Origin of the sequence: Pseudomonas sp. CFBP 13719 (assembly GCF_014842095.1) — a bacterium.
Taxonomy (GTDB): Bacteria; Pseudomonadota; Gammaproteobacteria; order Pseudomonadales; family Pseudomonadaceae; genus Aquipseudomonas.
The window spans coordinates 703971-718198 of record NZ_JACYVB010000001.1; the positions used below are offsets into that span (position 1 = coordinate 703971).

Here is a 14228-nt window from a genome sequence, read left to right on the forward strand (position 1 = left end):
ACCGGGCCTGGCGCCCGGTCTCTGTGCCATTTTCAGTGATACCTACTCATGAATACACACCACGACACCCCACTGGCGATCAACACGCCTTCACTTCCCAAGGGTGGCGGCGCCATCCAGAGCATCGGCAAGGGCTGGGGCTCGGTGGGCGCCAGCGGCGCTGCTTCGTTCAGCATCGCGCTGCCGCTGTCAGCAGGACGCGGCGCCACCCCACAACTGGGCCTGAGCTACAGCAGCGGCGCCGGTAACGGCCCCTGCGGCATGGGCTGGGGCCTGAGCCGCGAGAGCATCGCCCGGCGCACGCAAAAAGGCGTGCCGGCGTACACCGCCGACGACGAGATGGTCGGCCCGGGCGGCGATGTCCTGCTGCCCGAGCGCAATGCCCAGGGCGCCATCGTCAGCACCACCGTCCATACCTTTCGTGGCCAGGCGCTGGGGGCCAGTTATCGAGTGACTCGTCACTTCCCCAGGGTCGAAGGCAGCTTCGCGCGTATCGAACGCTGGCAGCTGGACGATGCCGACGCCGGCTTCTGGCTGGTGCATGGCGGCGATGGCGGTCTGCATCTTTATGGCAAACGTGCCCGTGCACGCGTCTTCCCAGCCCACGCGCCGCAGCAGGTCGGCGAATGGCTGCTGGAAGAGTCGGTAACACCCAGCGGCGATCACATCCTCTACGAGTACCGCGCCGAAGACGGTATCGGCCTTCCCGAAGACGATGAACGCGATCACAGCGCCCAGCGCTACTTGAGCCGCGTGCGTTACGGCAACCTCAGTGCCCATGCAGCGCTTTACCTGTGGGATGAAAACAGCCTGCCAGAGCATTGGCATTTCGATCTGGTGCTGGACTATGGCGAACGCGCCTTCGAGCAAGGCAGCGTCCCCACCTATGCCGCCAGCCAGCCTTGGCCGCTGCGGCCCGACCCCATTGCCAACTTCGCCTACGGTTTCGAACTGCGCACATTGCGCCGATGCCATCAGGTGCTGATGTTCCATCGGTTCGACGAACTGGGCGGCGCGCCCGTGCTGGTCAACCGCTTGTGGCTGGAATATCGCCAGTGTCACGGCTACAGCCTGCTCACGGCCGCCATCGCTCAGGCCTGTGAAAGCACCGAGATGGTCGAGCAGCCGCCGCTGGAATTTCGCTACGAGCACTTCAGCTTCGAAGACGCCCGTTACCGCGAGTTCGAGCCGATGCAGGGCCTCGATGATGGCCAGGCCTATCAGCTGGTCGACCTCTACGGCGAGGGCCTGCCTGGCGTGCTTTACCGCCAGGACAACAGCTGGCTCTACCGGGAACCGGTACGCGACCCCGCCCAGCAAGACCCCGATGCCGTGGTCTACGCAGCGTGGCAACAACTGCCCAAGCAACCGGTAGCCGATGCGCGCAAACCCGCGCGCCAGTTCCTCAGTGACCTGACAGGCGACGGCCGCCTGGACTGGATCGTCGCCCAGCCTGGCTACAGCGGCTTCTTCACCTTGGGCAACGATCGGGCCTGGTCCAATTTCCATCCGTTCGATGCCTTTCCATTGGAGTTCTTCAATGCCGAAGGGCAGATGGCCGACCTCGTTGGCGATGGCTTGCGCGACTTCGCGATGATCGGCAGCCGCAGCGTGCGGCTGTACCCCAGCGCCCGCGACAAAGGCTTTGCCCTGCCCCGTGACGTTGCCCACGCCGACGACGCGCTGCCATTGGCCAGCAACAGCCAGCATGAGTTGGTGGCGTTCAGCGACGTATTGGGCAGCGGTCAGCAACACTTGATCCGTATTCGTCACGACGAGCTGCGCTGCTGGCCCAACCTGGGCCGCGGCATGTTCGGCAAAAGCTTCAAGATGGCCAGCCTGCCGTTTGCCTTCGGTGAGTTCGATGCGTCGCGGGTACGCCTGGCCGACCTGGATGGCTCCGGCGCCGCGGACCTGATCTACCTGAGCAGCGAGCATGCGCAGGTGTTCCTGAACCAGAGCGGCAACGGCTTCGCCGAACCGGTACTGCAGGCCTGGCCCCAGGGCCTGCGTTACGACAACACCTGGCTTGTCAGTGTCGCCGACCTGCAAGGGCTGGGCTGTTCGAGCCTGGTGATCAGCGTGCCGCACCTGCCGGGGCAGCATTGGCGGCTGGATTTCACCTCGGGCCGCAAGCCCTACCTGCTGGTGGGTTCGAACAACAACATGGGCGCCGACACCCAGGCCCGCTACCGCAGTTCGGCACAGGAATGGCTGGATGAAAAAGCCGAACAACTGGCCGCAGGATTCGCGCCGGTTGCCGAGCTGCCGTTTGCGGTACACGTAGTCGTGTGCCAAACCCAGCACGACGAGATCACCGGCAATACCTTGAGCCAGCGCGTGCAGTATCGCCGCGGCCATTACGATGGCCGCGAGCGCGAGATGCGTGGTTTCGGCCTGGTGATCGCCACGGACTCCGAAGCTGCGTCGGCCAGTGCCGAGTCGACCTCGCCAACCCTGCTGACCAAGACTTGGTACCACACTGGCCGAGCAGTGGACGAAGTCCTGCGTGGCATCGCCGAGCATGACCCGCAGGCGAGAACGCTGGGCCCGATCCTGCTGCTGCGCCACGACGCCCAGACCGGTAATGACAACATCGTCACGGAGCGGGACGAAGCCTTGCGCCATGACATGGCCCGGGCGCTCAGCGGTCAGGTGCTGCGCACCGAAGTGTTCGGCCTGGATGGTCAAGCCTGCGCGGCGGTGCCCTATTCGGTGCAGGTACAGCGCCCTGCCCTGCGCCTGCTGCAGCCGCGCAGCGCCCAGCAGCGTTACGCCACCCTGCTGCCCATGACGCTGGAAACCCTGAGCTATCAGTACGAGCGTATCGCCGACGACCCGCAATGCAGCCACGCCGTGCAATTGCGCGCCGATGCGTTCGGCGCAGTGACCCACGCAGTCAGCATCGCCTATGCCCGGCGCAAGCACGAGATCGACACCCCACCCTACAGCGATGAACACGAGCGGACCTGGTGGCGAGACGCATTCGACCCGGCCCAGCATCGCTATTACTTCAGCGAAAGCCGCGCTCAAGCCATTCACTTGGCCGATGACCCGCAGTACTGGCGTTTGCACCTGCCCTACCGAGCGCGTGGCAATGCCTGGTCGCTGCCCAAGGCCGACGTGACACTGGCCCAGCTCAGCTACGAAGCGCTGCTGCGTGACGATGGTTTGCTGGGCAATACGGCGCCCCGGACCCTGACCGCCTTGAGTATGCAACGTTACCAAGGGTGCAGCGACGGCAACGCCAGCTTCGTCGCCCTGCCCGACTTCGCCGAGGCGGCCGAGCTGGACGACGCGGCGCTGCAAGCCTATGCAGAGGTATTGGAACCGCAGGCGCTGGACGCCAAGCTGGTGGAACTGGGTTATCAACCCATGCCGGCGTTTCTGCCAGAAGAGCCGGACCGCGTGCTGTGGTCGGTGCGCCAGGGGTATGCCACCTACGGTGATGCCCAGGCGTTCTACAAGGTCCAGGCCTATCGGCAGAGCCCGGCGGTGGGTGAAACACGGGTGCAATACGATGCCTACCAATTGCTGCCGGTGAAGGTGATTGCCGCCGATGGCTGCACCACCCAGGCGCTGTACGACTACCGGCACTTGCAGCCAGTGGACGTGGTCGACCCCAACGACAATCGCCAGCAAGCCAGCTATGACGCCTTCGGACGCCTGTCGCTGAGCAGCTTCTTCGGCACCGAGATGGGCGAGCCGGTGGGCTTTGCACCGTTGCAGGGCCAGACCATGGCCGGCAGCATTGCCGAAGCGATTGCCGACAACGCCGCCGGCCTGGGCGACTGGGCCATGGCCTATATCCATGAAAGCGATACCTGGATGGGCGAGCTGCCCGCCGTTGGTGTGACTGACAGCTACGCGCTGGGCGAGCAGGTAATGGCCGGTCGCGTCACCCTGAGTGGGCAGTTGCGTGCCTCCGCTCGCCAGGGATGGCAGCAGGGCCTGCTGGCCGACGCGGTCGCCGAGACCCTGGCGCCACTGGCCAGCTATCCTCGCCAGCCGGTGCGCGTGGCCGTGTTCCAGGCCGATCGCTACCCCGGCGACCCCGAGCGCCAGGTACGCATGAGCATCGAGAGTTTCGACGGCTTCGGGCGCAACCTGCAAAGCAAGCAGCGGGTCGAGCCCGGCATGGCTCACCAGGTGGACGATGACGGCATGCTGCTGGCCGACGATGCCCATGCCGATCCGCGCTGGCGGGTCAGCCAGCGCGTGGAGTACGACACCAAGGGACAGGTGATTCGCCTGTACCGGCCGTACTTCGCCAACAGTGATCGCTATATCGACGACGCCAGCCATCGCGATGCCGAGCACAGCTACCATGACCTGCAGTGCTATGACGCGTTGGGACGGCCGACGGAAACCTGGACCGCAGCGGGCTGGTTGCGCCGCCAGCGCTACACGCCGTGGTACGGGGTCAGCGAGGACGAGAACGACACGGCCGAGGAGGTGTTGGCGATGCGCGCTGCCAGCGCTTGATACCTGCCGCCGCTAGCCCGGCGGACACTGCTCGCAGGGAGGCATGTCGCCAACCTGTCGAGCCAGGAAGCGATAGCGTCGCTCGCCAAGCCCGGTGAGCGTCAGTTGTCTACTGGGCCTGTGGCGACGTTCAGCAAAAGTCTGGGGACAAACGGTCATTTGTCTCCAGTCCAGACACGGCGCGGGCTGGCGCCGTCACCCACACAATACCCACATGTTATCCACAGTCTGGCACCTTGCAATGACCCCCAGACCGCATTATCTTGTATCCCCGGCGCGCAAAACCACTACATGTAGGGTTTGGCCGAAAAAATCCAAGCATAAGTCAAAGCCTGAACTCAAGCCCCTGCAGTGTGCTTTTTCCTTGTTTTGCACTAAAGAATTCCCCGCCTACCGCTGCCTGCGGACGGCAGCATTTCCAGCTCTTTCCTACATCCAAGCGTTGAAGGCCTCGGCCTTCCGCTGACAGCTCTTTGGTGACGGACCCAATGATTGGCGTCCGCTCGAATTTTTGAACGTGGAGATACTCACCCCATGCAAACCGACACAACTCGCGAGAACTCGCCGGCCAAGGCGCCGCAGGCCACCGATGCCAATCTGGATCTGGCCGCGACCGCTCCAGGCCAACTGCGCGTGATCAAGCGCAACGGTACCGTGGTCGGCTATACCGACGACAAGATCACCGTGGCCATCACCAAGGCGTTCCTTGCAGTTGAAGGCGGCAACGCCGCCGCCTCGTCGCGCATCCACGACACCGTCGCGCGCCTGACCGAACAGGTCACCGCCACCTTCAAGCGGCGCATGCCATCGGGTGGCACCATCCACATCGAAGAGATCCAGGACCAGGTCGAACTGGCCCTGATGCGCGCTGGCGAGCAGAAGGTCGCGCGCGACTACGTGATCTACCGCAACGAGCGCTCCAAGGAGCGCGCCACCCGTACGCCCGCCGATGCACCGGTCGAAGCGCACCCCAGCATCCGCATCACCAAGGCCGACGGCAGCCTGGCGCCGCTGGATATGGGTCGCCTGAACACCATCATCAACGAAGCGTGCGAAGGCCTGGCCGAAGTCGACGGCGGCCTGATCCAGAAAGAAACCCTGAAGAACCTGTACGACGGCGTGGCCCTCACCGACGTCAACACCGCTCTGGTGATGACCTCGCGTACCCTGGTCGAGCGCGAGCCGAACTACTCGTTCGTCACCGCCCGCCTGCTGATGGACACCCTGCGCGCCGAAGGCCTGAGCTTTCTGGAAGTGGCCGAAAGCGCCACTCACCACGAGATGGTCGACCTGTACGCCAAAGCGCTGCCTTCCTACATCGCCAAGGGTATCGAGTTCGAACTGCTGAACCCCGTGCTGGCCACCTTCGACCTGGAAAAACTGGGCCGGGCGATCAACCACGAGCGCGACCAGCAATTCACCTACCTGGGCCTGCAGACCCTGTACGACCGTTACTTCATCCACAAGGATGGCGTGCGTTTCGAACTGCCGCAGATCTTCTTCATGCGTGTGGCCATGGGCCTGGCGATCGAAGAGAAGAACAAGGAAGACCGTGCGATCGAGTTCTACAACCTGTTGTCGTCGTTCGACTACATGGCCTCGACCCCGACCCTGTTCAACGCCGGCACCTTGCGTCCGCAGCTGTCGAGCTGCTACCTGACCACCGTACCGGACGACCTGTCGGGCATCTACGGCGCGATCCACGACAACGCCATGCTGTCCAAATTCGCCGGCGGCCTGGGCAACGACTGGACGCCCGTGCGCGCGCTGGGCTCGTACATCAAGGGCACCAACGGTAAATCCCAGGGCGTCGTACCTTTCCTGAAGGTAGTCAACGACACCGCCGTGGCAGTGAACCAGGGCGGCAAGCGCAAGGGCGCGGTCTGTGCGTACCTGGAAACCTGGCACCTGGACATCGAAGAATTCATCGAGCTGCGCAAGAACACCGGTGATGACCGTCGTCGTACCCACGACATGAACACCGCCAACTGGATTCCCGACCTGTTCATGAAGCGCGTCTTCGACGACGGCAAGTGGACCCTGTTCTCGCCCAACGAAGTGCCGGACCTGCACGACCTGACCGGCAAGGCCTTCGAGGAGCGCTACGAGTACTACGAAGCGCTGACCGAGTACAACAAGATCAAGGTGTTCAAGACCGTCCAGGCCAAAGACCTGTGGCGCAAGATGCTCTCGATGCTGTTCGAAACCGGTCACCCATGGCTGACCTTCAAGGACCCGTGCAACCTGCGCTCGCCGCAGCAGCACGTGGGCGTGGTCCACAGTTCGAACCTGTGCACCGAGATCACCCTGAACACCAACAAGGATGAAATCGCAGTCTGCAACCTGGGCTCGATCAACCTGCCGAACCACATTGCCGACGGCAAGCTGGACACCGCCAAGCTCGAGCGCACCATCAACACCGCCGTGCGCATGCTCGACAACGTGATCGACATCAACTACTACTCGGTGCCGCAGGCGCGCAACTCCAACTTCAAGCACCGCCCGGTCGGCCTGGGCATCATGGGCTTCCAGGATGCGCTGTACAAACAGCACATCCCGTACGGTTCCGATGCCGCCGTTGAGTTCGCCGACAAGTCGATGGAAGCAGTCAGCTACTACGCCATCCAGGCGTCCTGCGACCTCGCCGACGAGCGTGGCGCCTACGAGACGTTCCAGGGCTCGCTGTGGTCCAAGGGCATCCTGCCGCTGGATTCGCAACAGATCCTGATCGAGGCCCGTGGCCAGAAGTACATCGATGTCGACCTCAACGAATCGCTGGACTGGGCGCCGGTCCGTGCCCGCGTGCAGAAAGGCATTCGCAACTCGAACATCATGGCCATCGCGCCGACCGCGACCATCGCCAACATCACCGGCGTATCGCAGTCGATCGAACCGACCTACCAGAACCTGTACGTGAAATCGAACCTGTCGGGCGAATTCACCGTGATCAACCCCTACCTGGTTCGCGACCTGAAAGCGCGCGGCCTGTGGGACTCGGTCATGATCAACGACCTGAAGTACTACGATGGTTCGGTGCAGCAGATCGAGCGCATCCCGCAGGAATTGAAAGACCTCTATGCGACCGCGTTCGAAGTGGACACCAAGTGGATCGTCGATGCAGCCAGCCGTCGCCAGAAGTGGATCGACCAGGCCCAGTCGCTGAACCTGTACATCGCCGGCGCTTCGGGCAAGAAGCTCGACGTGACCTACCGCATGGCCTGGTACCGTGGCCTGAAGACCACCTACTACCTCCGTGCCCTGGCCGCGACCAGCACCGAGAAGTCGACCATCAGCACCAGCAACCTCAATGCAGTGTCGAGCGGCGGCAACAGCGCCCCGATGCAGGCCGCGCCAGCAGGCCCGGCGCCGGTGCCCAAGGCGTGTGCTATTGACGAGCCGGATTGCGAAGCCTGTCAGTAGGGTTCATAAGTTTTAAACGTATACTTAGCTAAATCTCCAACCCCACTAGATACAAGGGGTTGGAGAGTCCACTTCTCGTACACCCTCTCTATACTTGCCGCCCTATCTAGCTCATAGGTCGGGATCGTATACATTGCTCACTTTCCCCATCAGATCTTTCACTGAATTAGACGACTTTCCGATGACCGTGCTGGTCGATCAGGAAGTGCGCCCATTTAGTGTTTCGGACTGCTCTTAGTGAAAGACACGAGCGGTTTGGGGGGACTCCTCACATCCAGCGCAATTCGCCAATACCCGACGTCATGCCAGGCGCCATGCTTGAACCCTACTTCTGGATACGTGCCGATGTGAGCGAAGCCAAAGGCTTCGTGCAGCCCTACGCTGCTACCATTGGGCAGAGCAATCCCGGCATAAGCTGCGTGAAAACCTTGCCTCTTCAATGTCGGCAGCAACACGTCATACAGTGCCCGACCGACACCGCTACGGTGCGCTTCTGGCGATATATAAAGGGTGACGTCGACCGACCAGCGATAGGCTTCACGAGCACGGTGCTGACTGGCATATGCATAGCCGATGACCTAGCCGTCTCGCACCGCAACCAAGTACGGGTAAGTCGGCAAAGTCGACTCAATTCGCATGGCCATTTCTTCGACTGAAGGAGGCTCAATCTCGAACGAAATCGCAGTACTCTCAACCATCGGTGCGTAGATTGCTTGGATGGCTTGAGCGTCCGAAACCTGCGCAATCCTTACAATAGTGTTGCTCATCCTTTATCCCCTTGGTGGCTCAAATCGATCTTTGATTGACTCGTTTCGAGAGTGCCTCGGCGCTTTCCTTGCGCTCCGAGTAGCGATCTACCAGATACGTTTCCCGGCCCCGAACCATCAGCGTGAACTTCACCAGTTCCTCCATCACGTCCACAACACGGTCGTAATAGGCAGATGGCTTCATACGCCCTACGTCGTCGAACTCCAGGAAGGCCTTGGGTACTGAAGACTGGTTTGGGATGGTGATCATCCGCATCCAGCGCCCGAGGATCCGCAACTGGTTTACCGTGTTGAAGGACTGTGATCCCCCGCAGACCTGCATGACGGCGAGCGTCTTGCCCTGGCTAGGCCGGACAGCGCCCATCGTGAGAGGAATCCAGTCGATCTGGGCTTTGAATACAGCAGACATTGCACCGTGACGCTCTGGCGAACACCATACCTGTCCCTCTGACCACAGAACCAGATCCCGCAACTCTTTAACCTTTGGATGGTCTTCCGGAGCGTCATCAGGGAGAGGCAAGCCCGAGGGATCAAAGATGAAGGCCTCGGCTCCCATTAGAGTCAGGATGCGCGCGGCCTCTTGGGTCAGTAGCCTGCTGAAAGAGCGCTCACGGGTTGAGCCATACAGCAACAAGATGCGTGGCTTGTGCGTCTGTTGCTCGTTGCCTTGCAGGCGATCCAGTGTGGCGACGTCGATTAGCGACTGATCCAGGTTAGGTAGATCTAGACTGCTTTCCGAGGAGAATTCGTCCATTACAGTTCACCTATTCGATCTAGTTCGCGCTTCAGTTCCTGCGGTGTAAGCGTCGAATGATCCAGACTGAAGAATGCCTCGAAACGCCTTTTAATCTGGACGACGGTTGCGTCAAATGCGGCCTGGATTTCGCTGTCTGTTCCTTCAACATCGGAAGGATCGGCAAGACCCCAGCGGCTTTTGACAGCAGGCCCAAAATAGACCGGGCATGGTTCGCCTCCAGCCTTATCACACACGGTGATCACCACATCCGGTGGTGAGTCCGAAAAAACCTCTGAGCCTTTGCTGTAGAGATCTGTTGTGCCGATACCGAGCGCTTGCAGCGTGCTAACGGCACGCAGATTCAGCTGTCCGCTCGGGAAGCTGCCCGAACTGACGGCAGTAAAACCGCTCGGGGCCAAGTGGTTGAACACCCCCTCCGAGAGAACGCTCCGGCAGCTGTTTGCCGTACACATAAATAGCACTTTCATGAGTTTCTCCTAGACAGGGGTGCTCAGCCGCAACGCCAGTGCCACCAGCGTTACAAGCAAGATAGGAAGGGTGAGGATGCTGCCGACTTTGAAGTAGTAGCCCCAGGTAATGCGGATATTCTTCTGCGCCAGCACATGCAGCCACAGCAACGTGGCCAGGCTTCCGATTGGCGTGATCTTGGGGCCGAGATCGCAACCGATGACGTTGGCGTAGATCATGGCCTCACGTACCAGTCCCGTAGCGTCGCTGCCCTGAATGGACAGAGCGCCGATAAGCACACTCGGCATGTTGTTCATGATCGAGGACAACAGCGCAGCGGTGATACCGGTGCCCAAGGTAGCGGCCCATAGGCCATGCTCGGCAAATATGTTCAGCAGCCCCGAGAGCGAGTCGGTTAGGCCGGCATTACGCAGGCCATAGACCACGAGATACATGCCCAGCGAAAACACGACAATTTGCCAAGGCGCGTGCTTGATGACCTTTCTCGTGGAGATGATGTGGCCTTTACCTGCAATGACCAGCAGGATCATCGCACACGCAGCAGCAACGGCGCTGATGGGGATACCTAACGGCTCCAGTGCGAACAGACCAACCAGCAGCAGGCCAAGTACCCACCAGCCAGCAATGAAGGTCGACCGATCACGAATCACCGACTCTGGAACCTCAAGCTGATCCACGTCGTATTGGGCGGGAATATCCTTGCGATAGAACATCCAGAGCATGAACAGCGTCGCGGCCACCGCTACCAGGTTTACTGGCCACATCACCGATGCATACTTACCGAAACCCACGCCAAAAAAGTCTGCCGAAACGATGTTGACCAGATTGGACACCACCATGGGCAGACTGGCGGTATCCGCGATAAAGCCTGCGGCCATCACGAACGCTAAAGTCGATGCTGGACTAAAGCGCAGCGCCGTCAGCATCGCGATGACGATCGGGGTCAGAATCAGTGCGGCTCCATCATTGGCGAACAGTGCCGAAACGGCTGCACCGAGCAGGATCATCAGCGCAAACAGGCGTCCACCTTTGCCCTGACCCCAACGAGCCACATGTAGCGCCGCCCATTTGAAGAACCCCGCTTCATCGAGCAGCAAACTGATGATGATCACGGCAATGAAGGTCGCGGTAGCGTTCCAGACGATGTGCCATACAACCGGCACATCCCCCAGGCTCACCACGCCGGTCAACAATGCCAGAACGGCACCCGCTGCTGCGCTCCAGCCGACGCCTAAGCCCCTTGGTTGCCAGATAACGAGCACGAGCGTAACTACGAAAATCGACGCAGCGATGAGCATGGGTGTGTTCCAGATCAGGAGGTCAGCAGCAGGAGGCTTGGCGCACGGGTCTGTCTTCCATGGAAGCCAGCCGCCCTTGATGGTCGTTAACCCAGGACTGGTGGGCCTGTGTAGTGACGGTCAGAACATCCAGCGCCCACTGTTCAAGTTCGGGATGCAGGCGGTAGTAAACCCACTGACCCTGCCTGCGATCCGCGAGTAATCCGCAGGCACGCAGCTGGGCCAGGTGCCTCGAAACCTTGGACTGGTTGTCCTCCAGTGCCCAGATCAACTCGCACACGCACAGCTCACCCTCAGCCGAAAGCATGAGCATGATCCGAGCGCGGGTTTCGTCCCCGAGGCACTTGAAAAAGGTGTGTGGTGGAAGGTTCATAAGCAATCAACCTTAATATGTGGATAACCGAATATACAGATATGAACACACTCTGCGCGCTTGCACAACTGCCCAGTGCCAAGACTTGATGATTCAGGCTTCAGCGATCGCCGGTCATTGCAGAGGCACGGTTACGACGAGAATAGAATTCGTCAGCCTACGACCGCTAGACCCTGAAGCCCGCCTCACGGTAACGTGAAGCGGGCTTTTTTGTGCTCGGCGCCTGGACGCTGTTCGCACATCCCGAAACACCGTAGGCGGAACCTTCCCAACGGTTACCCGTCAACCCATCGAACCCACTTCCGGATGGTCACCACCATGAAAACCATTGCCGCCTTGCTTCTGGCCTGTATGGCCGCCCCAGCCTTTGCCGCCGAAATGTCGCACAGCAACAGCGAGATGACGCCGATGCAGCACGAATACATGATGAGCATGGAGACCATGCAGAAATCCATGCACGAAGGCGGCATGGAAACCGACGCCGACGTGGCGTTCGCCAAAGGCATGCTGGCCCACCACAAGGCCGCACTGGACATGGCCAAGATCGAGTTGAAATACGGCAAGGATGCGGAAATGCGCAAGCTGGCCGAGAACATCATCAAGGCCCAGCAGGCGGAAATCGATCAGATGGAGACATGGGTCAAGAAGCATAAGAAGTGATTCGAAAGCTCGGCCGGTAGCGCCGGCCATTTCGATGTAAGCTTTCAATCCTCCCCGCTCGAACCCCACCTTCAAGGAGTCCGCCCATGAGCAACCGCCAAAGCGAGATCGCCGCCGCCCTGGCCGTGGTCCCCCCGTTCGCCGACGACCACGCCATCGACCAGGAAATAGAACGCCGCAAGGCGTTCATCAAGCAGTGCCTGACCACGGCCGGCTTGAAGGTCCTGGTGCTGGGCATCAGCGGCGGGGTCGATTCGCTCACGGCCGGACGCCTGGCACAGCTGGCCATCGAAGAACTGCGCGAGGGCACGGGTGAAACCGACTACCGATTCATCGCAGTGCGCCTGCCCTACAACGTCCAGCACGACGAGGACGACGCCGCCGCCTCGTTGCGCTTCATCAAGGCGGATGTCGAAGAAACCGTCAACATCGCCAGTGCCGTGCAGGGCCTGGCTCAGCAGACTACCCAGCTGCATGAGCTGAGCGACGCTCGCCGCGACTTCGTCATGGGCAACGTCAAGGCGCGGATCCGCATGGTCGCGCAGTACACCATTGCCAATGCCAACAATGGCCTGGTGATCGGCACCGACCACGCCGCCGAGGCCGTCATGGGCTTCTTCACCAAATTCGGTGACGGGGCGTGCGACCTCGCGCCGCTCAGCGGGCTGGTGAAAAACCAGGTGCGCGCCATCGCTCGCCGCCTCGGGGCACCGGACAATCTGGTGATGAAAGTGCCAACGGCCGACCTCGAAGAACTGCGGCCCGGCAAGCCGGACGAAGACGCCCATGGCGTGAGCTACCAGCAGATCGATGCGTTCCTGCACGGCGAGCCGGTGGGCGACGAAGCCTACGCGATTATCGTCAAGGCGTACGACCAGACGCATCACAAACGTGTGCTGCCGTTTTCGCCTTGATTTCCCTTCAATGTGCGGTTGATCATCTGAGCAGGTCAGGGAGATCAACCCACAATGAAATTGCATCAACTGCGCGCACTGGTCTGTATTCATGAAACCGGGAGCCTGCAAGACGCCTCGCACGTACTGCACCTCACGCAATCTGCATTGAGCCGGGCGATGAAGGAACTGGAACATGAACTGGGGGTGACGCTTCTGGTTCGGTCCAACAAAGGCATGAGCCTCACCGAGCATGGCCAGCGCATGCTGACCCACGCCCGCCAGGCCCTGGAAAGCGTACGGCGAGCGCGTCAGGAAATCGAAGACATGAAGGGTCTGACGGTGAGTGAAGTCACTCTGGGGGTGACGCCCGTCACGGCCTTGCTGCCGCCGCTGCAACAGACCCTTCTGCGTTTCCAGCAAACCTGTCCAAACGCCGCGCTGAAGGTGCTGGAGATGCGCCCTGCCCAGTTGCTGCAGCATCTGCGCGATGGCCTGCTGGATTTTGCCCTGACTTCCCAAGTGCCGAGCCATGCCGTAGGGCTGGACTGGCAGCCGCTGTGTCGCATTCCCGGCAGTGTGGCAGTGCGCAAGGATCACCCGCTACGTAATGTCAAATCGCTGCGGCTGTTGCAGCAGGCCCAATGGATCAGTGTCGACCCGCTCGCAGACAGCCAGTCTCAGTTCAATCAACTGTTCACCGCAAGTGCGCTTGGCCGCCCGCCAAAGGTGTTCGAGTGCACCGCAATGAATCTGGCGCTGAAGATGCTGATCGAAAGCGATGCAGTGATGGTGGTGAGCGAAAGCGCGCTCGGACCGTGCTGGGCCGGCATGACTGACATGGGCCAGTACCTGCACACCCTGCAACTGCAGGAGTCGGTTCCCGATTTCTCGGTCAATGTCGTGTGTGTGAACCAGGCCTACCTGACCAGGACCGCGAGTGTGCTGTTCAGTCAACTGCAGGCGAACTTTGCATGAACGGCCATCAGTGCCAAAACCACACCCGGCGAGCGTCCAAAAAGACTTTTTTCGACCCCCGGACTTGAGCGATGCTCAACCCATTGCAACGCGTGCAATCGATGTCACTCGATATCGCTCGATGCCCGT

9 protein-coding genes and 1 pseudogene are annotated in these 14228 nt (G+C 60.9%); 5 read left to right on the forward strand and 5 right to left on the reverse strand.

What is annotated here, in order from left to right; all coding sequences use genetic code 11:
* The first annotated feature begins 48 nt into the window (after positions 1 to 48).
* Positions 49 to 4485, forward strand: a complete 4437-nt coding sequence (locus IFT57_RS03325) for a SpvB/TcaC N-terminal domain-containing protein (protein ID WP_192150483.1) — start codon at positions 49 to 51, stop codon at positions 4483 to 4485.
* Positions 4486 to 5019: 534 nt separating this feature from the next.
* Positions 5020 to 7905, forward strand: a complete 2886-nt coding sequence (locus IFT57_RS03330; RefSeq protein WP_122797220.1) for a ribonucleoside-diphosphate reductase subunit alpha — start codon at positions 5020 to 5022, stop codon at positions 7903 to 7905.
* A gap of 215 nt (positions 7906 to 8120) precedes the next feature.
* Here the strand turns inward: IFT57_RS03330 and IFT57_RS03335 are convergent.
* The 5 genes and pseudogenes from IFT57_RS03335 to IFT57_RS03355 form a co-directional block, all read right to left on the reverse strand.
* A pseudogene (locus tag IFT57_RS03335) lies at positions 8121 to 8672 on the reverse strand (arsinothricin resistance N-acetyltransferase ArsN1 family B).
* A gap of 19 nt (positions 8673 to 8691) precedes the next feature.
* Positions 8692 to 9426, reverse strand: coding sequence for an arsenical resistance protein ArsH (gene arsH / locus IFT57_RS03340; RefSeq protein ID WP_192150488.1), 735 nt, complete (start codon positions 9424 to 9426; stop codon positions 8692 to 8694).
* Positions 9426 to 9896, reverse strand: coding sequence for an arsenate reductase ArsC (locus tag IFT57_RS03345; RefSeq protein WP_192150490.1), 471 nt, complete (start codon positions 9894 to 9896; stop codon positions 9426 to 9428). The genes arsH and IFT57_RS03345 overlap by 1 nt, the downstream gene beginning before the upstream one ends.
* Positions 9897 to 9905: 9 nt before the next feature.
* Positions 9906 to 11195, reverse strand: coding sequence for an arsenic transporter (locus IFT57_RS03350; protein WP_192150492.1), 1290 nt, complete (start codon positions 11193 to 11195; stop codon positions 9906 to 9908).
* A 22-nt stretch (positions 11196 to 11217) separates the two neighbouring features.
* Entirely contained in the window at positions 11218 to 11568 is a 351-nt protein-coding gene (locus tag IFT57_RS03355) for a metalloregulator ArsR/SmtB family transcription factor (RefSeq protein WP_192150494.1), read from the reverse strand.
* 318 nt (positions 11569 to 11886) lie between these two features.
* On the opposite strand from IFT57_RS03355, the gene copM reads away from it, so the two are divergent.
* From copM to IFT57_RS03370, 3 genes are all read left to right on the forward strand, one after another.
* Positions 11887 to 12228 (forward strand): CopM family metallochaperone, encoded by a 342-nt coding sequence (copM, locus tag IFT57_RS03360; protein WP_122797468.1) that lies wholly within the window; start codon positions 11887 to 11889, stop codon positions 12226 to 12228.
* Positions 12229 to 12314: 86 nt separating this feature from the next.
* Positions 12315 to 13142 (forward strand): ammonia-dependent NAD(+) synthetase, encoded by an 828-nt coding sequence (gene nadE / locus IFT57_RS03365; RefSeq protein WP_192150496.1) that lies wholly within the window; start codon positions 12315 to 12317, stop codon positions 13140 to 13142.
* 54 nt (positions 13143 to 13196) lie between these two features.
* Complete coding sequence (locus IFT57_RS03370; RefSeq protein WP_192150498.1) at positions 13197 to 14099, forward strand: LysR family transcriptional regulator; 903 nt, start codon at positions 13197 to 13199, stop codon at positions 14097 to 14099.
* The last annotated feature ends 129 nt before the right edge of the window (positions 14100 to 14228 follow it).